At 59.8% G+C, this 18,621-nt stretch carries 18 protein-coding genes and 1 riboswitch; of the genes, 14 read left to right on the forward strand and 4 right to left on the reverse strand.

Translation table 11 applies throughout. From position 1 onward, the window contains the following. The first annotated feature begins 1 nt into the window (after position 1). The 6 genes from ispG to G547_RS0106010 all read left to right on the forward strand — a co-directional run bounded on the left by ispG (position 2) and on the right by G547_RS0106010 (position 6,992). Positions 2-1,126: a flavodoxin-dependent (E)-4-hydroxy-3-methylbut-2-enyl-diphosphate synthase gene (gene ispG, locus G547_RS0105985; RefSeq protein WP_027329062.1), complete on the forward strand. Its 1,125-nt coding sequence runs from the start codon at positions 2-4 to the stop codon at positions 1,124-1,126. Between the two features lie 62 nt (positions 1,127-1,188). After that, positions 1,189-2,481 carry a histidine--tRNA ligase gene (gene hisS, locus G547_RS0105990; RefSeq protein WP_027329063.1) on the forward strand — a complete coding sequence of 431 codons (1,293 nt, stop codon included), beginning with the start codon at positions 1,189-1,191 and terminating at the stop codon, positions 2,479-2,481. Positions 2,482-2,519: 38 nt separating this feature from the next. After that, complete coding sequence (locus tag G547_RS20350) at positions 2,520-3,224, forward strand: YfgM family protein (RefSeq protein WP_051234920.1); 705 nt, start codon at positions 2,520-2,522, stop codon at positions 3,222-3,224. Continuing rightward, positions 3,221-4,366 carry an outer membrane protein assembly factor BamB gene (bamB, locus tag G547_RS0106000; protein ID WP_027329064.1) on the forward strand — a complete coding sequence of 382 codons (1,146 nt, stop codon included), beginning with the start codon at positions 3,221-3,223 and terminating at the stop codon, positions 4,364-4,366. The genes G547_RS20350 and bamB overlap by 4 nt, the downstream gene beginning before the upstream one ends. Positions 4,367-4,601: 235 nt before the next feature. Further along, the gene (gene der, locus G547_RS20355; protein WP_084645723.1) at positions 4,602-6,089 is read left to right on the forward strand and encodes a ribosome biogenesis GTPase Der; all 1,488 of its coding nucleotides are present in this window, start codon (positions 4,602-4,604) and stop codon (positions 6,087-6,089) included. Between the two features lie 9 nt (positions 6,090-6,098). Continuing rightward, a complete protein-coding gene (locus G547_RS0106010) occupies positions 6,099-6,992 on the forward strand; it encodes an AEC family transporter (RefSeq protein ID WP_027329065.1) in 894 nt (297 codons plus the stop codon). 180 nt (positions 6,993-7,172) lie between these two features. Here G547_RS0106010 and G547_RS0106015 read toward each other — a convergent pair whose 3' ends face one another. The 3 genes from G547_RS0106015 to thiO are packed head-to-tail and all read right to left on the reverse strand — an operon-like array spanning position 7,173 to position 9,306. After that, entirely contained in the window at positions 7,173-7,964 is a 792-nt protein-coding gene (locus tag G547_RS0106015; protein ID WP_027329066.1) for a thiazole synthase, read from the reverse strand. Next, complete coding sequence (gene thiS, locus G547_RS0106020) at positions 7,965-8,168, reverse strand: sulfur carrier protein ThiS (protein ID WP_027329067.1); 204 nt, start codon at positions 8,166-8,168, stop codon at positions 7,965-7,967. It abuts the gene before it with no gap. A 10-nt stretch (positions 8,169-8,178) separates the two neighbouring features. After that, entirely contained in the window at positions 8,179-9,306 is a 1,128-nt protein-coding gene (gene thiO, locus G547_RS20360) for a glycine oxidase ThiO (protein WP_036187391.1), read from the reverse strand. A gap of 91 nt (positions 9,307-9,397) precedes the next feature. Next, a riboswitch (TPP riboswitch) is annotated at positions 9,398-9,511 on the reverse strand. A gap of 62 nt (positions 9,512-9,573) precedes the next feature. On the opposite strand from thiO, the gene G547_RS0106030 reads away from it, so the two are divergent. Further along, positions 9,574-9,852 (forward strand): Rdx family protein, encoded by a 279-nt coding sequence (locus G547_RS0106030; protein ID WP_027329068.1) that lies wholly within the window; start codon positions 9,574-9,576, stop codon positions 9,850-9,852. A gap of 103 nt (positions 9,853-9,955) precedes the next feature. On the opposite strand, the gene xseA is transcribed toward G547_RS0106030, so the two are convergent. Then, complete coding sequence (gene xseA, locus G547_RS0106035; RefSeq protein ID WP_027329069.1) at positions 9,956-11,302, reverse strand: exodeoxyribonuclease VII large subunit; 1,347 nt, start codon at positions 11,300-11,302, stop codon at positions 9,956-9,958. A gap of 181 nt (positions 11,303-11,483) precedes the next feature. Here xseA and guaB point away from each other — a divergent pair, with 181 nt between their 5' ends. The 7 genes from guaB to G547_RS0106070 all read left to right on the forward strand — a co-directional run bounded on the left by guaB (position 11,484) and on the right by G547_RS0106070 (position 18,538). Beyond that, positions 11,484-12,956 carry an IMP dehydrogenase gene (guaB, locus tag G547_RS0106040; protein ID WP_027329070.1) on the forward strand — a complete coding sequence of 491 codons (1,473 nt, stop codon included), beginning with the start codon at positions 11,484-11,486 and terminating at the stop codon, positions 12,954-12,956. A 199-nt stretch (positions 12,957-13,155) separates the two neighbouring features. Continuing rightward, positions 13,156-14,733 (forward strand): glutamine-hydrolyzing GMP synthase, encoded by a 1,578-nt coding sequence (gene guaA / locus G547_RS0106045; RefSeq protein WP_027329071.1) that lies wholly within the window; start codon positions 13,156-13,158, stop codon positions 14,731-14,733. A 47-nt stretch (positions 14,734-14,780) separates the two neighbouring features. Beyond that, complete coding sequence (locus G547_RS0106050; RefSeq protein WP_027329072.1) at positions 14,781-15,497, forward strand: YebC/PmpR family DNA-binding transcriptional regulator; 717 nt, start codon at positions 14,781-14,783, stop codon at positions 15,495-15,497. Between the two features lie 16 nt (positions 15,498-15,513). Further along, a complete protein-coding gene (locus G547_RS23945) occupies positions 15,514-15,642 on the forward strand; it encodes a hypothetical protein (protein WP_281167753.1) in 129 nt (42 codons plus the stop codon). A 202-nt stretch (positions 15,643-15,844) separates the two neighbouring features. Next, positions 15,845-17,263: an ATP-binding protein gene (locus G547_RS0106060; protein ID WP_027329073.1), complete on the forward strand. Its 1,419-nt coding sequence runs from the start codon at positions 15,845-15,847 to the stop codon at positions 17,261-17,263. Positions 17,264-17,269: 6 nt separating this feature from the next. Then, positions 17,270-17,962 carry a response regulator gene (locus G547_RS0106065; protein ID WP_027329074.1) on the forward strand — a complete coding sequence of 231 codons (693 nt, stop codon included), beginning with the start codon at positions 17,270-17,272 and terminating at the stop codon, positions 17,960-17,962. 207 nt (positions 17,963-18,169) lie between these two features. Beyond that, a complete protein-coding gene (locus G547_RS0106070) occupies positions 18,170-18,538 on the forward strand; it encodes a hypothetical protein (protein ID WP_027329075.1) in 369 nt (122 codons plus the stop codon). The last annotated feature ends 83 nt before the right edge of the window (positions 18,539-18,621 follow it).

An 18,621-nucleotide genomic window follows, 5' to 3' on the forward strand; every position in this document is an offset into this window, starting at 1 on the left:
CATGCACACCGAGTCACCGATTAAACGCCGTCAATCCCGCCAGATTATGGTCGGCCAGGTGCCTGTGGGCGGAGGGGCTCCCATCTCCGTGCAGAGCATGACCAACACCGACACCAATGATGTGGCGGCGACTGTTGAACAGATTCAACGTCTGCAACTCGCCGGCGCTGACATTGTGCGAGTGTCCGTCCCCACCATGGACGCCGCCGAAGCCTTCGGAGAAATCCGGAAGCAGGTCGATCTGCCGCTGGTGGCGGATATCCATTTTGATTACCGCATCGCCCTGCGCGTCGCCGACCTGGGCGTAGACTGCCTGCGCATCAACCCGGGCAATATCGGCCGGGAAAAGCGCATCCGCGCGGTGGTGGACAAGGCGCGCGACCTCAATATTCCGATCCGCATCGGCGTCAACGCCGGCTCTCTGGAAAAAGACCTGCAGAAAAAATACGGCGAGCCCACCCCCGATGCGTTGGTCGAATCCGCCCTGCGCCACGTCGAGATTCTGGACCGGCTCAACTTTTACGACTTCAAGGTCAGCGTCAAGGCCTCGGACGTTTTCATGGCGGTTGCGGCCTATCGCAAACTGGCCGCCCAGATTGACCAACCGCTGCACCTCGGTATCACCGAGGCCGGCGGCCTGCGCTCGGGCACCGTCAAATCCTCCGTCGGGTTGGGCGCTCTGCTCATGGACGGCATCGGCGATACCATCCGCATCTCCCTGGCGGCTGATCCGGTGGAAGAAGTCAAAGTCGCGTGGGACCTGCTCAAGAGTCTGAAGCTTCGCAACAAAGGCGTGAACTTCATCGCCTGCCCGAGTTGCTCGCGGCAGAACTTTGATGTGATCAAAACCATGAATGAACTGGAACAGCGGGTAGAGGACATCACCGTGCCGCTGGATGTCGCCGTCATCGGCTGCGTGGTCAACGGCCCGGGCGAAGCGAAAGAAGCGGACCTGGGCCTCGCGGGCGGAACGCCCAACAACCTGATCTACATCGACGGCAAGCCCAGCCAGAAGCTGAACAACGACACCCTGGTTGATGACCTTGAGCGGTTGATCCGGGAAAAAGCTGAGCAGAAAAAGGCGCTTCTCGCCAAAGAAGAAGAGAACATGATTATCCGGGCCTGATGGCAAACCGGGCAATTTTATTGGCACAGTAGATTACGAGAAAAGAGACTTAGGATAGCCCCTTGAAAAAACTCCAAGCCATACGAGGAATGAACGACCTGCTGCCGGACGACTCCGGCCAGTGGCAATACCTGGAGAGCACCCTCAAACGCATTCTCCAGCAATACAGCTACCGGGAAATACGCTTCCCCATCCTCGAAAACACCGAACTGTTCAAGCGCTCCATCGGCGAAGTGACCGACATTGTCGAAAAAGAAATGTACACCTTCGATGACCGCAACGGCGATAGCCTCACCCTGCGGCCCGAAGGCACCGCCTCCTGCGTGCGCGCCTGCGAACAGCACGGCCTGCTCTACAATCAGACCCAACGGTTGTGGTACATGGGCCCCATGTTCCGCCACGAACGTCCGCAGAAAGGCCGTTATCGTCAGTTCCACCAGGTAGGCGTGGAAGTGTTCGGCATGACCGGCCCCGACATCGACGCCGAAGTACTGTTGCTGAGCGCGCGTATTCTGCGTGAGCTGGGTGTGGCTGACAGAGTGACGCTGCAACTGAACAGCCTGGGCAGCGCCGAGGCCCGGGCCAACTACAAGAGCGCCCTGGTTGACTACCTGAGCCAGTACAAGGAGCAGTTGGACGAAGACAGCCAACGGCGTCTCGGTAGTAACCCGCTACGCATCCTCGACAGTAAAAGCCCGGATACCCAAAAACTGCTCGATGGCGCGCCGATGCTGATAGATCACCTGGATGACGAATCCCGCGAGCACTTCGAGCGGTTGCAGGATATTCTGAACGCCGCCGGCGTTCCGTTTGAGGTCAACCCCCGGCTGGTGCGCGGCCTGGACTACTATGGCAAGACCGCGTTCGAGTGGGTCACCGACGCCCTGGGCGCCCAGGGCACCATCTGCGCCGGAGGCCGCTACGACGGCCTGGTCGAACAACTGGGCGGCAAGCCCACCCCCGCGATCGGCTTTGGAATCGGGCTGGAGCGGCTGCTGTTGTTGCTCCAGGCCACAGAACAGTTACCCGCAGGGCTGGATCGACACACACAGGTCTATCTTGTGGCGGTGGGTGAGGTACAATCCACCGCACTGTCGCTGGCGGAGCAGCTGCGCGATGCCTTGCCGGGGCTTCAGTTGCTGAGCCACTGCGGCGGCGGCAGCCTCAAGAGTCAAATGAAAAAAGCGGATAAGAGCGGGGCCGAAGTGGCGCTGATCCTCGGTGAGGACGAAGCCCAGTCCGGGTTGCTGAGCGTGAAATACCTGCGCGAGGATCAGCCCCAGGAAACGCTGTCCGTGCCCGAGGTGGCTGACCGGCTTCGGTCTCGTTGGCCGGCACTGAATACCCAGAACTGAGTTTTATACGACAAGATCGACAATAACAGGAGCACATCGTGAGTGATTTGACCGAAGAAGAACAGCTTGAGGCACTCAAACGCTGGTGGAAAGAAAACGGCAAATGGGTCGTCACCGCCGTCGTGGTTGCGGTGGGGGGCTATTTTGGCTGGACCACCTATCAGGACCAACAACTGGCCAAAGCCACCTCCGGTTCCGCGCTTTATTCGGAACTGTTGGACACTTTGCGGGTCCAGAGTGGCGAGGCGATTTCGGACGAAGCGCGTGCCGAAGTCGCCGAGCTGGTCAGCCAGCTCAAGGAGAACCACGCCGACAGCGCTTACGGTATTAACGCGGCTCTGATTCATGCCGGCCAAGCCGTGAAGGACGGGGACCTCGAAACCGCCGAGAGCGAGCTGCGTTGGGTGCTGGATCAACAGCCCAGCGAAGAAACCCGGCAGCTGGCTCAGGTACGGCTGGCGCGGGTCATCGCCGCGCAGGGTGAGCTTGACGATGCGTTGGCGGCACTGGAGGCGGGTAACCCGTCCAAGGCCATGCAAGCCGAATACGCCGAAGTGAGAGGCGATATTCTCAGTCAGCAGGGCAACACCGATGGGGCAATTGAAGCCTATCAGTCCGCGTTGGAATCACTGGATATGCAGCAGCAAAATCGTCAGCGGTTGCTGCAGATGAAACTCGACAATTTGCAACCGGCCACCGCGAATGACAGCGAAGCGCCGGGCCCCGAGGAGAATGCTTCATGAGGTTATGCGCACTGGCGCTATGTAGTTTGTTATTTTCCGGCTGTGCCCTGTTTTCCAAGGACGACGGGACCGAGCCGGTTGAATTGGTGGAATTCGAGCCGACCGTCGAGCTCGATGTCCGCTGGAAAACCGGTGTCGGGGATGGCACCGAGGGCAAAGTGGTCAAACTGAGCCCGAGCCTTCAGGACGGCGCGCTTTATGCGGCCAGTTTTGACGGTGTGGTGGTTGCCGTTGATACCGAGTCCGGTGATCGCCTTTGGCGGCGGAAAACTGACGACGCCATTTCCGGCGGCGTAGGAACCGGTGCTGAACGGGTGCTGTACGGCACTCGTAGTGGTGAAGTGGTGGCCCTGTCCCGGGATAACGGGGAAGAGCTCTGGCGACAGCAGTTGACGAGTGAGGTTGTCTCCTCGCCACAAACCGACGGCGAGCGGGTGGCGGTGCAGTCCATCGATGGCAAGCTCTTTGCGCTGAACGCTCAGAGCGGTGAGATCCTCTGGCAGTACGAAAACCAGCCTCCGGTGCTGACTCTGCGCGGTACGGCGTCGCCCCTGATGACGGGCTCTGCCGTTATCGCGGCATTTGCCAATGGCAAGGTAATGGCGTTCGATCCAGACAACGGGTTGACGTTGTGGGAACGCCGGGTAGCGCTGCCACAGGGGCGCTCGGAAATCGAACGCATGGTTGACGTGGACGCCACGCCTGTCCTGGTCAACTCCACGGTTTACCTGGCTTCCTATCAGGGCAATGTCATGGCGGTCAGCGCCTCCAGTGGCCGGCCCTTGTGGAGTCAGGAAGCCTCCACCCACAATGACGTCGCGGTGGCCGACCGGACCCTGTTCCTGTCCCAGGCGGACAGCGTGGTCCGTGCACTGAGTACCACTACCGGCGAAACCCGTTGGGAGAACGACCAGTTGCTGCGCCGTCACATCAATGGCCCGCAGGTTATGGGCGACTACATCGCCGTGGGCGACTACGATGGTTACCTGCACCTGCTGAACCAGTCCGACGGTGCCTTTGCGGCCCGGGATCGCCTGGATCGTGGCGGTATTTCCGGCCAGATGGTCACCGACGGCTCGGCCCTGTATGTGCAGACCGACGACGGCGACCTTTTTGCGCTGGAAATCAAACCCCTGGACTGACATTTCGTTGGCGGCTGGTTTGTCAGCCGCCCGAGGCAAAACCGCCGGAGCGACGACCCACAGGGTCGCCATTCCGGCGGTTTTTCGTTTCAGGCACTTTTTAGGTAGTATAAAAGCGTGGCCAGGTGGCATAAAATGCGGCCAGGCTGTTTAAAAGGGCCGCAATCCGCTATCCTAGGCGCCTTCGCGTTGCCCGCAACGCCTCTTAATCCTCTGCACCCGTGATACCGTCGTTATGATTCCAGTCATCGCCCTGGTGGGCCGCCCCAATGTGGGCAAATCCACGCTGTTCAACCGCCTGACGCGCAGCCGCGACGCCCTGGTAGCCAACTACCCGGGCCTGACGCGGGACCGCAAGTACGGCGAGGCCGAAGTGGAAGGCCGCCGGGTTATGCTCATCGACACCGGGGGCATCAGCGGAGAAGAAGAGGGCATCGATAGTGCCATGGCGGGCCAGTCCCTGCTGGCCATTCAGGAGGCCGATGTGGTGCTGTTCATCCTTGATGCGCGTGTTGGCCTGACCGCCGCCGATGAGATGATCGCCCGCCACCTGCGGGTGGAAAACAAGAAAACCTACCTGGTCGCCAACAAGATCGACGGCGTCGACCCGGACCTGGCACTGTCGCCCTTCTACGAGCTGGGGCTGGGGGAAATTTTCCCGACTACGGCCACCCACGGCCGGGGTGTGAAAACCATGATGTCCGAGGTGGTGGAGCAGTTGCCACCGCCAGAGGAAGAAGCGCCACCCCTCATCGCCCAGGGCATCAAGATTGCCGTGGTGGGTCGCCCCAACGTGGGCAAGTCCACCCTGGTGAACCGCATGCTCGGGGAAGAGCGGGTAGTGGTCTACGACCAGCCCGGCACGACCCGGGACAGCGTTTACATTCACTACGAGCGGTTCGAGAAACCCTACACCCTGATCGATACCGCCGGGGTGCGTCGCCGGAAGAACGTCTCTGAATCGGTGGAGAAGTTTTCCATCGTCAAGACCCTGCAGGCCATCGACGATGCCCATGTGGCGATCCTGGTGATGGATGCGAGCGAGGGCGTGGTGGACCAGGACCTGCACCTGATGGGCAGCGTGCTGGACGCCGGTCGCGGGCTGGTGATCGCGCTCAATAAATGGGATGGCCTGGAAGACGGCCACAAGCAGTATGTGCGCAATGAGCTGGAGCGCCGCCTGCGGTTTGTCGACTTTGCCAAGATTCATTTTATCTCGGCGCTTCATGGCACGGGCGTGGGGCATCTGTACGAGTCCGTGGAAGGCGCCTATCGCTCGGCCACGGACAAGTTCTCCACCAACTTCCTGACCCGGGTGTTGCAGGACGCGGTGCGCGAACACCAGCCCCCGATGATCAATGGCCGTCGCATCAAACTGCGATACGCTCACCCTGGTGGCCACAACCCGCCCATCATTGTGATTCACGGCAACCAGACCGCCGCCGTGCCCAATCACTACGCGCGCTATCTGGAAAAAACGTTCCGACAGGTGCTGGACCTGGAAGGCACGCCGGTGCGCATCGAATTCAAGTCCAGTGAAAACCCGTTCGCCGGTCGGAAAAAACCGAAAGAGCAGGGCGGGCGTGGGAAAACTCAACGCAAAGGGGCCGCCAAGGGAACGAGCAAAAAGCCGGGAGGAGCCTCGGGTAAAAAGCCGGCGGGTGCACCCGGGAAAGACTCCGGTGGCCGCGGAAGGAATGACAAAAGCGGACGCCGCTCCTAAGGTCGGTTCATGAGCCACCTGTTCCTGATTGTCGCCTGCCTCGGAATTGGCCTGCTGCTGCAGCGGGTCAAACGGATGCCGGCGGACGCCGGAACGGCTCTCAATATTTATGTACTTTACGTCGCCTTGCCGGCGATGATTCTTACCGAAATTCCCAAGCTCACTCTGGATCAGCGCGCCCTCTTGCCGGTGATCAGCACCTGGGTCGTGATGACCTTCACCGCGCTGTTGGTCTGGGTCACCGCCCGTTGGCTACACTGGTCGCGGTCAGTGACCGGTGCGCTGATGCTGATCATCGTTCTGGGCAATACTTCTTTTGTTGGCATTCCCCTGATTCAGGCATTACTGCCGCCGGAAGCGCTGGCCTATGCCTTGCTTTACGATCAGACCGGAACGGTGATCGCGCTCAATACATATGCTGTAGTGGTGGCAGCCTGGTACAGCGGTCAAGACATGTCGTTGAAGCAGGTGGGCAAAGCCATCGTTACCTTTCCACCGTTGGTGGTGTTGGCGATAGCCTTTCTGACCTATCCGTTGGAGTATCCCGAGTGGTTAAGTTACACCACGGCCCGTATCAGTGAGAGTCTGGTGCCGGTCGTGATGGTGGCTGTGGGGCTGCAGTGGCAGTTGAAACTTGATCGCGAACACATGGTGCCCCTGGGCGTGGGGCTTGGGTACAAGCTGGTACTGATTCCGGCGGTGGTTTTCGGCGTGTTTGCCCTGGTCGGGTTGGACTCCATTGCCGCCGATGCGGTTGCCCTCCAGACGGCGATGCCGTCCATGATTTCCGCCGGGGTGGTGGCCATGGCCCACGGCCTGGCGCCGCGGCTGGTGTCGACGGTAGTGGGTTACGGCCTGTTGCTTTCCCTGGTGACAGTTCCTCTCTGGAGCCAGTTGCTTTAATGGCGGGTGCGCTTCGCTTACCACGCCCTACGTGCTGCTTATGGCCCGGTCACGCGTAGGGCACGGTAAGCCGAAGGCGCCACCTGCCGTGAATGACCGGATGAACGCTCCTTTGGTGATAGCGAGGCGGGTGCGCCGCGCCCTACGCGGCATTGAGCTTCACTCTCCGCCAACCACGCTCTAGGACTGATGCCAGAACGGTTGGCCGATGGTCGGCGTACTCGGACTCGCCGTCTGGCGCCGCTCCATCAATCCGGCGTGGTAGGCTTTGCGTCCGGCATCAATGGCATCGGCAAAGGCTTCGGCCATTAACGGCGGTTGGTGCGCCTTGGCCACCGCGGTGTTCAACAGAATGCCGTCGAATCCCATTTCCATCGCTTCCGCCGCTTGCGACGGAGCCCCCAGGCCCGCATCGATGATCATCGGTATGTTCGGCAGACGTTCCCGTAACGTGCGCAGGTTGTAGCGATTCAACAACCCCTGACCGGTGCCGATGGGGGAGCCCCAGGGCATCAAGACTTCGCAACCCACATCGACCAGGCGCTGACCCACAATCAAGTCATCGGTGCAGTAGGGTAGAACCTTGAACCCTTTTTTCGTCAGCTCATCGGCGGCCTCCACCAAACCGAAGGGGTCCGGCTGCAGATTGTAATCATCGCCCACCACTTCGAGTTTCACCCAGGGGGTGTCGAACATTTCCCGGGACATTTCTGCGAGGGTCACGGCTTCCTTCACTGATTTGCAACCGGCGGTATTGGGGAGCAGCTTACAACCGCTGTCCTTGATGTATTGCCAGAAGGCATCGCCGCTGCGATCCCCGGGGTTCTGTCGGCGCAGTCCCAGCGTGACAATGTCGCAGCGCGAGGCTCGAAGGGCGTCGCGCATAATGGTGGGCGAGGTGTACAACGCCGTTCCTAAAAGAAAACGGCTGTCGAATGTTTCGCCGTAAAGCGTTAACGGATCCGGGTGCATTTAACCTCCTCCCACCGGTTTGACGATGTCCAGGCGATCGCCTTCTCGCAAAGCGACCTCACCGTAGCGGGAGCGGGGCACGAATTCCCCGTTGATGGCCACGGCCAGTTTCTGCTCGCCGTAGTCCCATTGCGCCAGGGCCTCGCTCAGGAGGGTCTGGTCGGGGATTTCAGCGGCCTCGTTGTTCAGGCTGACGTTAATCATAGACGGGCTTCTATGGTGAATGTCTGAATGGATGTTCTGGGGCGGACGACATCTCCGGCAGGGGGCGTTGCAGGAACGGCGCAAACGGCGTGCCTTCGGCGCCTTCAACGTCGGCCAGAACCTGCTTGACCACTGCCGGCGCCAACAGGTAACCGTGGCGGAACAGACCATTGACGCGGATCAATCCGTCCGAGGTCTGGATGTGCGGATTGTTGTCGAGGTAGGTGGGTCGCAGATTGACCGACTGCTCCACAATGCGCGCTTCGGCAAACGCCGGTGACAGGGTGTAAAGCGCACTACTCAGCTCCAGCGATGACTGCAATGACATGGGCGAGCGGTCCTCGCTTTCAATCTGGGTGGCACCTATGACAAAGCGGTGGTCGGGCTTGGGTACGATGTACAACTGATAACGCGGATGCATCAGCCGCACCGGTCGGTGCAGGGCGAGCTCTCGCGTTCGCACATGAAGGACTTCCCCGCGCACACCGCGCACCGCTGGCTGTTGGGGTTTCGCCCCTACGCCGCGACAGTCGATCACTCGATCAAAACGGTAGCGTCGCTCAGCGTTGTAGAGCGTATTGGGTTCGACATCCACCGGGCACTCGAAGTGGCACTCGCCGCCGAGCCGCTCGATGGTCGCCAACAGTTGGTTCAACAGCTCGCGATTATTGAGGAAGCCTTCGGTTTCCAGCAGCAGGCCGCGTTGGAAGCGGTCACTCAGGTCCGGCTCCAGGTTTTGCAGTGCCGGGCGGTCCAGCCATTGATAACCGTCGGCGCTGCCGATGATGTATTGCAACTCCCGGTGGAACTGGGCCAGCTCCGCCTCGTCCTGCGGGTGGGAGACCACCAGGCTGCCTTGCTGATGCCACAGGGTCCGCTCGCTCTCCAGTTGGTTGATCCACAGCGGCCACTGGGTGAGGGCAAACAGTCCCATATCGTAGATCGGGCGTTCGGAGACCACCGCTTCGCTGAGCGGAGCCACCATGCCCGCAGCGGTCCAGGCCGCGGAGTCGATGCCTTCGCGCGTGCCCGCGTCAAACAGGCTGACGCGGTGGCCCCGCAGCAGCAATTGCCAGGCGAGCAGTCGCCCGAGCAGGCCGGCGCCGGCAATACCGATGGATTCAGTGTGATTTCCCATAGGACCTTATTCCCCCGCTTGTGAGCAGCGTGCCAGGGTTTGCGGGATCAGGCGATGGGGGAAGCGGGAAGGGTGCCAAAGCGTGGCTTTCATGGCTTTCATGCTTGTTTCCTCCGCAGGCATCAACCTGATCAGGTTCAACGGGTTTCGGATGTTCCGATCTCAGCCTCTACGCACATGACGCAAGGCACCCCGACAAGTGGCCCCAATAGTAACGAGAGCGGATGATAGAATCAATGGCATTGCGCAGAGATTAAGGAGTACCCCATGGCGAAACCGAGAATTGAAATCGAATTTTGTACCCAGTGCCGTTGGCTGTTACGAGCGGCCTGGCTTGCCCAGGAATTGTTGAGCACCTTTGATGGTGGCGAGCTGAGTGAGGTCGCGTTGGTGCCCGGCACCGGTGGTATTTTCGAGATCCGGTGCGACGGCGAATTGTTGTGGTCACGCAAGGCCGAAGGGCGATTTCCCGAGGCGAAGGAGGTCAAGCAGTTGGTGCGGGATAAGGTGGAGCCGGGCAGGGACCTTGGGCACAGTGACCGGTGATGCAATATTGGTAGGTGGCGCTTCGCTTACCTACCCTACGCAATCCGTCACAGCCCCGTAGGGTAGGTAAGCGAAGCGCCACCTACCATTAAAGAAAGCGCCATTAACCCTCCACCCGGCTCAAAATTTCTCCCTTTGCCACCCGAGTGCGAATCCTATCTCCGGCCTTCACCTGCGCCGCGTCCCGAACCACCTCGCCAGCCTCGCCATGCACAATCGCATAGCCGCGCTCCAGGGTGTTCAACGGGCTCACGCTGTGCAACAACCGTCCCGCCTCACCCAGGCGCTGGCGCTGCTGCTTGATGATCTGTTGCATCTGCCGGTTCAGGCGCTCGCGATGTTGTTCGACCTGAAGCCGCCATTGACGCAGGCGGGGCTCGGGCCGCTGTGCCTTTTGCCGGGCCGCCAGGTTATCCAACCGCTGGCGGGCGGTGGTCAGGCGCTGGCGCATCACTTGATTGAGGCGCAACTCCAGGCCGTCCAGGCGCTGGCTTTGCTGCTGCAGGCGCTCGCCGGGATGGCGAAGCCGCTTCCCGAGGTGCTGTACGTGCTGCTGTTCGGCCCGAAGACGGCGTTGCATTAATTGCGTCAAGCGCTGGGCATAGCCCCGGAACTGAGTCAGCCAGTCGCTGGCGTCCGGCACCACCAGCTCGGCTGCGGCGGACGGCGTGGGCGCGCGCAAGTCCGCGACGAAATCGGCGATGGTGAAATCCACTTCGTGCCCGACCGCGCTCACCACCGGCACTTCGCTGCCGGCAATGGCGCGGGCCACCATTTCCTCGTTAAAGGGCCACAGGTCTTCCAGCGAGCCACCGCCGCGCCCGACAATCAGTACATCGAACAATTCTGCCCGGTTGGCCAGATCGAGGGCGCGAACAATCGCGGGCGCCGCCTCTTTGCCCTGTACGGGCACCGGGATCAAGGTCACGGGGATGCTCGGGAAGCGGCGTTGGAGCACGGTCAGAATATCGCGGATGGCGGCGCCGGTGCCGGAGGTGATCACCCCGATGTGCTGGGGCAGGGCGGGCAGGGGACGTTTGCGGGCTTCATCGAACAGTCCTTCCTGAAGCAGCTTCTCCTTCAACGCCTCGAAAGCCCGCTGCAGGGCGCCGTGCCCGGCCTCTTCCATATGCTCGGCAATCAGTTGATAATCGCCGCGGTTTTCATACAGGCTCACCCGGGCCCGCACCAGCACCTGCTGGCCCTGTTGCGGCTGAAAACGCACCTGTTGGTTGCGCCCGCGAAACATGGCACAGCGTACCTGGGCGTTGTCGTCCTTCAGGGTGAAGTACCAGTGACCGGAGGAGGGGCGGGCCAGGTTGGATATTTCGCCCTCCACCCAGATCAATGGCAGGTGGGTTTCCAGCAGTTGCTTGGCGCGCCGGTTCAGTTGGCTGACGCTGAGCACCTGGCGCTCTCGGCTCGGGGAATTGAAGTCATCGTTAAACATGGCGGCATTATACTCCGCCCGAACGCCGTTTTGGTGGGCGTTTGGCAGTTTACCCACACGCCCCCTAGCGGTTATAATTGACGGTTTACTTTAAGACCCTCCTATTGATGCCTTGGTGATGCCTTGGCGCCAGTCGCGGCATTGAGCAAAGGGTCCTTACTCAGGATGGAAGGTTGGCTGTATGTTGCGTATTGCTGAAGAAGCCCTCACGTTCGACGACGTTTTGCTCCTCCCGGGCTATTCTGACGTCACGCCGAAAGACGTCTCACTCAAGACCCGGTTGACCCGCGGCATTCAACTGAATATCCCGCTGATTTCCTCTGCCATGGATACCGTGACCGAAGCCCGCCTGGCCATTGCCATGGCGCAGGAGGGCGGTATCGGGATCATCCATAAAAGCATGAGCATCGAAAAGCAGGCCCAAGAGGTCCGCCAGGTGAAAAAATTCGAAGCCGGTGTGGTCAAAGATCCCATCACCATCGAATCCACCGCCACCATCAGCGACCTGCTGGCGCTCACTCGCCTGAACAACTTCTCAGGCCTCCCCGTGCTGGATAACGGCGACCTCGTGGGCATCGTCACTGGCCGCGACGTGCGTTTTGAAACCAACCAGAACGCCAAAGTCTCCAGCATCATGACTCCGAAAGACAAACTGGTTACCGTCAAAGAGGGCGCCAGTAACGACGAAGTGCGTCGCCTGCTGCACAAGCACCGCATCGAGAAAGTCCTGGTGGTGAACGACAACTTCGAGCTGAAAGGCCTGATCACCGTCAAGGACATCAACAAAGCCGAGAAATACCCCAACGCCTGTAAAGACCCGGAAGGCCGCCTGCGCGTGGGCGCCAGCGTCGGTACCAGCCCGGACACCGATCAGCGCGTGGAAGCCCTGGTCCAGGCCGGCGTTGACGTCATCGTCGTCGACACCGCCCACGGTCACTCCCGCAACGTGCTCGAGCGGGTCAAGCGCATGAAGTCCCAATACCCTGAGCTGCAAGTGATCGGCGGCAACATCGCCACAGGCGACGCCGCCCTGGCCCTGGTTGAAGCCGGCGCTGACGGCGTCAAAGTCGGCATCGGCCCCGGCTCCATCTGCACCACCCGCATCGTCAGTGGCGTGGGCGTTCCCCAGGTCAGCGCCATCGCCAACGTCGTCGCCGCCCTGAAAGACAGCGACGTCCCCGTCATCGCCGACGGCGGCGTCCGCTTCTCCGGCGACCTGGCAAAAGCCATCGTGGCCGGCGCCCACACCGTCATGATGGGCTCCATGTTCGCCGGCACCGAAGAAGCCCCCGGCGAAGTCGAACTGTTCCAGGGCCGCACCTACAAAGCCTACCGCGGCATGGGCTCCATGGGCGCCATGTCCCAGACCCAGGGCTCCAGCGACCGCTACTTCCAGGACGCCAGCCAGGGCGCCGAAAAACTCGTCCCGGAAGGCATCGAAGGGCGTGTTCCCTACAAAGGCCCCCTAAACGCCATCGTCCACCAGATGATGGGCGGCCTGCGCGCGGCCATGGGCTACACTGGCAGCCACAGCATCGACGAAATGCGCACCCAACCGCACTTCGTCCGCGTCACCTCCGCCGGCATGGGTGAAAGCCACGTCCACGACGTACAAATCACCAAAGAAGCCCCCAACTATCCGGTAGGGCGCTAACGCACAAAACGCAGGGCTCTTAGGCAGCTGCTTGGAGCCCACTAGAGGAAGGGCTGGAACGGGGTATGCCCTTCAAAGACTCTCTGAGGCATGGATGCCGATGAGAAGCCCCCACGGATGGGTTCACGGCGGGTCTTTGAAGGGCATACCCCGTTCCAGACCGGCTACGAAGCTCCAACACCTGAACGCAAGAGCCCCCATGACCCAAGACATTCACGCCCAACGAATCCTCATCCTCGACTTCGGCTCCCAATACACCCAACTCATCGCCCGAAGAGTGCGAGAAATCGGCGTCTTCTCCGAAATCCGCGCCTTCGACATGAGCGACGACGAAATCCGGGACTACAACCCCAACGGCATCATCCTCGCCGGCGGCCCCGAATCCGTCCACGCCGAAGGCAGCCCGAGAGCCCCCCAAGCCGTATTCGAACTCGGCGTCCCCGTGCTCGGCATCTGCTACGGCATGCAGACCATGGCCGAACAACTGGGTGGCTCCGTACAAGGCTCCAAAGTCCAGGAGTTCGGCTACGCCCAGGTCAAGGTTCACGGCCAGACCAAACTCCTGCACGACATCAAAGACCACCTCGACCACAACGGCGACTCCCTGCTCGACGTCTGGATGAGCCACGGCGACAAAGTCATCAAACTGCCGCCGAACTTTGAAATCATGGCCTCCACCCCGAGCTGCCCCATTGCCGGCATGGCCTGTGAAGACAAACACTTCTACGGCGTACAGTTCCACCCGGAAGTCACCCACACCCTGCAGGGCAAACGCATCCTCGAACACTTCGTGTTCGAACTGTGCGGCTGCGAAGCACTGTGGACCCCCGCCAAAATCGTCGACGATGCGATTGAAAAAGTGCGCGAACAAGTGGGTAAAGACAAAGTCCTGCTCGGCCTTTCGGGCGGTGTCGACTCCTCTGTGGTGGCGGCATTGCTGCACAAAGCCATCGGCGACCAACTGACCTGCGTATTTGTCGACAACGGCCTGCTGCGCAAGGAAGAAGGCGATCAGGTCATGGAAATGTTCGCTCGGAACATGGGTGTGAAAGTCATCCGCGTGGATGCCGAAGACCAGTTCCTGGGCAAGCTTCACGGCGTGGACGATCCCGAAGCCAAGCGCAAGATCATCGGCAACACCTTCATCGATGTATTCGATGATGAAGCCACCAAACTCAAAGACGTCAACTGGCTGGCCCAGGGCACCATCTACCCGGACGTGATCGAATCCGCCGCCGCCAAAACCGGCAAGGCCCATGTGATCAAATCCCACCACAACGTGGGCGGCCTGCCCGAAACCATGAAAATGCAGTTGGTCGAACCGCTGCGCGAACTGTTCAAGGACGAGGTGCGCAAAATCGGCCTGGAACTCGGCTTGCCCTACGACATGGTCTACCGCCACCCCTTCCCGGGGCCGGGGCTGGGCGTGCGCATTCTCGGTGAAGTGAAAAAAGAGTACGCCGACATCCTGCGCGAAGCCGATGCGATTTTTATCGAAGAGCTACACAACGCGGACTGGTACCACAAAACCAGCCAGGCCTTCGCCGTCTTCCTGCCGGTAAAATCCGTGGGTGTGGTGGGGGACGCTCGTCGCTACGAATGGGTGATCGCCCTGCGCGCTGTAGAAACCATCGACTTCATGACGGCCCGCTGGGCACATCTGCCCTACGAACTGCTGGAGAAAGTATCCAACCGCATCATCAACGAAATTTCAGGTGTGTCTCGGGTGACCTACGACGTGTCCAGTAAGCCACCAGCGACCATTGAATGGGAATAGGCCGTCAGTTGACGGCCGTGCATCAATAACGAACCCGGTAATCACCCATGGGCAGAGCCTACCAGAACCGCAAAGAATCCATGTCCAAAACGTCGGACATGAAAGCCAAAATTTATAGCCGTTACAGCCGCGAAATTTATATGTGTGCCAAATCCGGCGGCACCGAGCCGACCGGTAACCTGGCACTGGCGTCTCTGTTGGAGCGCGCCAAAAAAGAGCAGGTGCCCGGCCACGTCATTGACAAGGCGATCAGCAAGGCGGCCGGCGGCGGTGGAGAAGATTTTGCGGTGGCGCGTTATGAGGGCTTCGGGCCGGGTAACACCATGATCATTGTGGACTGCCTGACCGACAACCCGAACCGGACCTATGGTGATGTGCGCACCTGCTTCAACAAGGTGAAAGCCAAACTGGGCGCCTCGGGCGCGGTCAGTCATTTGTTCGACCACAGCGCAATTTTCAGCTTTTCCGGTACGGATGAAGACGCTGTATTGGAAGCCCTGGCTGAGGCGGATGTCGATGTCACCGATATCGAAGCCGAAGACGGCGTGATTACCGTGTTTGCTCCACAGACCGAATACGCCAAAACGCGCAATGCGCTCAAAGGCGCCTTCGAAGGGATTGAGTTTGACGTCGAGGACGTTCAGTTTATCCCCCAGGTAACGACAGCGATTGAAGGCGAGGACGTTGAACAGTTCGAGAAGATGCTCGACCTGTTGAACTATCTGGATGACGTCCAACACGTTTATCACAACGCTGAGTATTGAGAAACGATGTAGTTCTTTGGGCAGGGAACTGTACGACGCCGACTGGTGCCGCAAGACCAGCCAAGTCTCGAACCGGATCATCAAGGAGAACTCCGGGAGGTGGGTGGCCGACGATGTCTCCGGCGCCATGATTGAGTGGGAGTAGAGCGTTACCCTCTGATGTGAGGGAACCTGCGAGGAAGGAGGAGGGCCCGACGCGCCGCCTAAGCCCACGAAGCGGTTCGCCGCCATAAGGGAGCAATTGTGAAAACACTGTGAAAGTGGCCACTGGCGGTGGGCCGAAGGCTGTCATTCCGAGACCCGGCCCATTACCATAGAGGCCGATTCGCTCCCGGAATGGCCCCGTCATGCGCCTCAATCTCAGTCGAAAGCTTTGGCTCGCCTTTTTCTGCACGCTTGCCCTCTGCGTGCTGACGATGTACCTGTTGCTGCACAACACACTCAAGCGCGGCTTTTTGGATTACACCTCCCAGCAGGCGGTGCAGCGGCTGGAAATCCTTCAGGAGGCGCTGATCAACGTTCACCGGGAAGACGGTTCTTTCACCGAACTGACCCGAGACCCGCAGCGCTGGCTGGAATTGAAGTCCATTATTTTTCCCGACCGCAGTCCTTCCGCCCTCACCAACGGGCACACTGAAGGAGCTGGCACTGGTAAGTCGCCGCGAGATTACTACCGAGAGTTCGTTACCAGTATCAGTCTGTATGACGCTGATAAGAACCTGCTAATGGGCGTGCCCAAGGCGGATCAGACTATTAGCTGGGTACCGCTGATTCAGGAACAGGCAACCATCGGTTACCTGGGCTTCGTGAAGCCGGGTATCGTGGTCCGGGAGGCGGACCGACGCTTTATGGCTCACATCCTTCGAGTCTTCGGCATCATCAGCGTGGTCATTCTGGTGATCTCTCTTGGCGTTGCCACGTTTTTCGCCCGTCGGATCAGCAAGCCGATAGTGGACTTATCGGAACACACCCAGGCGCTGGCCTCCGGCGACTACAGCCGACGGATCGAAAACCAAAGCCGGGATGAGATCGGGCGGCTTTGCCGCCACTTCAATCAGCTGGCCCAGACACTTCAGGCCAACGAACACTCCCGCGCTCACTGGATTGCCGACATTTCCCACGAAATGCGCACCCCGGTCTCGGTGCTGCAGGCGCAGATCGAAGCCCTGCAGGACGGTGTCAGGCCGCTTGATCGCGAGTGCCTGGCGCTGCTGCACCGCAAAGTATCGGGCCTCAGTGCGTTGGTCGACGACCTGTTCGAGCTCACGCTCTCTGACATTGGTGCGCTGAGCTATCAGAAGAGGGAGCTTTCGCTCACCCAACTGGTGTCGAACTGTGTGGAGCACTACCGGGATAAGGCCAGTGCGGCTGGCCTGGCCCTTGCCGCGACGCCCCCGGCGGGGGCGTCGATCTCGGTGTACGGCGATCCCAAGCGCCTGGAGCAGCTGGTCAACAATCTGTTGGAGAACTCGGTTCGCTATACCAATGCCGGGGGTCGGATAGAAGTCCAGCTCGAGCAGGACGCCAATACCGCAACCTTGCGGGTTCGGGACAGCGCGCCCTCGGTCGCGCTACAGGACCGGGATAAAATCTTTGAGCGCCTGCATCGCCTGGAGGCTTCCCGGAACCGCGATACCGGCGGTGCCGGTCTGGGGCTGGCAATCTGTAAAAACATCGTTGCCGCCCATCAAGGACAGATCCGTGCCGAAGATTCACCACTGGGCGGGTTGACCCTTCGCGTACAGCTACCAAAAGACGGCCGTTAGCAAACCATGACCACTCCCTTAATTTGCATTGTCGAAGATGAACCCGAACTGGCTCAACTGGTGGATGATTACCTCTGCGCCAGTGGTTACCGAACGCAGCAATGTCACCGCGGCGATGACGCTGAAGCCTGGCTCAAAGACCATCAGCCGGATCTGATCCTGTTGGATTTGATGCTGCCCGGCATGGATGGTCTGCAGGTATGCAAGAACCAACGGGCCCGAAGCGATACGCCTATCATTATGATGACCGCCAAGGTGGAGGAGATTGACCGGCTGTTAGGGTTGGAGCTGGGGGCTGACGATTATGTATGCAAGCCGTTCAGCCCAAGGGAGCTGGTGGCTCGGGTGAAAGCGGTTCTGCGGCGCACACAGAGCGAACCGGACTCGACCACCCCCGGAAAGGCAGAAATGGTATCGCTGGATGAACAGTCGCTCAGCGTGACCCTGTTTGGCGAAACGGTGGCACTTACCACCATCGAGTTCAAGCTGTTTTCGCTGCTATTCTCTCACCCTGGGCGAATTTTTCCCCGTCAGTACATTCTGGACAATATCTATCAGGACTATCGTGTGGTCGGTGACCGGACGGTGGACAGTCACATCAAGAAGCTGCGAAAGAAACTGGTTACCCCGGACGATCAGATCGACCTGATTCGTTCCGTGTATGGCAGCGGCTACAAATACGAAGCACCGCCACAATAACTCCGGTCAAGCGTTGCCTGCTCCCTCCCGAATATCGCCTTTTCAAGGTGGTTCTCCATCCGGCCGTTGAAGAACGGTCGCCTTGCACATTTCTTTCACAGTTCGGCCACTTTTCTTCCCCAGTGTTAATGCATTCTATACCTGTTCCCGGCGAAAACCCTTCGGGGGTCGGACGGGAAACCAACTCACACTATTAAGGAATGCATTATGAACGTTATGAAAAAGCGAATTTTGGCCGGCGTGGCAATCATTGGTATCAGCGGTTTGGCTTACGCCTCCTCGGGAGACGGTTGCGAGGGAGCGAGCCGCCTGACTGACAATCTTAACCTGGACGAAGCCCGGGCCTACGAAGTGGAGCAGATTCTCAGTTCCTATAAACAGGTGAAAGAGCTCGCCATGAGTGGCCAGCATGAGCAGATTCCTGTGTTTATTGAGGAGAAGAATACTCAGCTTTCCGAGGTGTTGACCGAGAAGGAGATGCAGCAGTTCAAGGAAAATGTGGGCGAATGGACGGAAGGGAAGGACTTCTCAAAGTATCAGAAGTTCTCCGGAATGGACGTTGGCGCACACGAGTAGTGAGCTGAAAAGCCGGCCGCTCTGGGTTTGAATAACGCAGAGAGGCCGGTCATAAGGACTTAAAAGAAAGCTCTTTCGAAGGC

Source organism: Marinimicrobium agarilyticum DSM 16975, from assembly GCF_000423345.1.
GTDB classification, from domain to species: Bacteria; Pseudomonadota; Gammaproteobacteria; order Pseudomonadales; family Cellvibrionaceae; genus Marinimicrobium; species Marinimicrobium agarilyticum.

Bases quoted from the DNA above. Each gene is read 5' to 3' on its own strand.
- ispG (WP_027329062.1), top strand. From the start codon at position 2: ATGCACACCGAGTCACCGATTAAACGCCGTCAATCCCGCCAGATTATG.
- bamB (WP_027329064.1), top strand. From the start codon at position 3,221: ATGAGGTTATGCGCACTGGCGCTATGTAGTTTGTTATTTTCCGGCTGT.
- der (WP_084645723.1), top strand. From the start codon at position 4,602: ATGATTCCAGTCATCGCCCTGGTGGGCCGCCCCAATGTGGGCAAATCC.
- G547_RS0106010 (WP_027329065.1), top strand. From the start codon at position 6,099: ATGAGCCACCTGTTCCTGATTGTCGCCTGCCTCGGAATTGGCCTGCTG.
- G547_RS0106015 (WP_027329066.1), bottom strand. From the start codon at position 7,964: ATGCACCCGGATCCGTTAACGCTTTACGGCGAAACATTCGACAGCCGT.
- thiS (WP_027329067.1), bottom strand. From the start codon at position 8,168: ATGATTAACGTCAGCCTGAACAACGAGGCCGCTGAAATCCCCGACCAG.
- thiO (WP_036187391.1), bottom strand. From the start codon at position 9,306: ATGGGAAATCACACTGAATCCATCGGTATTGCCGGCGCCGGCCTGCTC.
- G547_RS0106030 (WP_027329068.1), top strand. From the start codon at position 9,574: ATGGCGAAACCGAGAATTGAAATCGAATTTTGTACCCAGTGCCGTTGG.
- xseA (WP_027329069.1), bottom strand. From the start codon at position 11,302: ATGTTTAACGATGACTTCAATTCCCCGAGCCGAGAGCGCCAGGTGCTC.
- guaB (WP_027329070.1), top strand. From the start codon at position 11,484: ATGTTGCGTATTGCTGAAGAAGCCCTCACGTTCGACGACGTTTTGCTC.
- guaA (WP_027329071.1), top strand. From the start codon at position 13,156: ATGACCCAAGACATTCACGCCCAACGAATCCTCATCCTCGACTTCGGC.
- G547_RS0106050 (WP_027329072.1), top strand. From the start codon at position 14,781: ATGGGCAGAGCCTACCAGAACCGCAAAGAATCCATGTCCAAAACGTCG.
- G547_RS0106060 (WP_027329073.1), top strand. From the start codon at position 15,845: ATGCGCCTCAATCTCAGTCGAAAGCTTTGGCTCGCCTTTTTCTGCACG.
- G547_RS0106065 (WP_027329074.1), top strand. From the start codon at position 17,270: ATGACCACTCCCTTAATTTGCATTGTCGAAGATGAACCCGAACTGGCT.
- G547_RS0106070 (WP_027329075.1), top strand. From the start codon at position 18,170: ATGAACGTTATGAAAAAGCGAATTTTGGCCGGCGTGGCAATCATTGGT.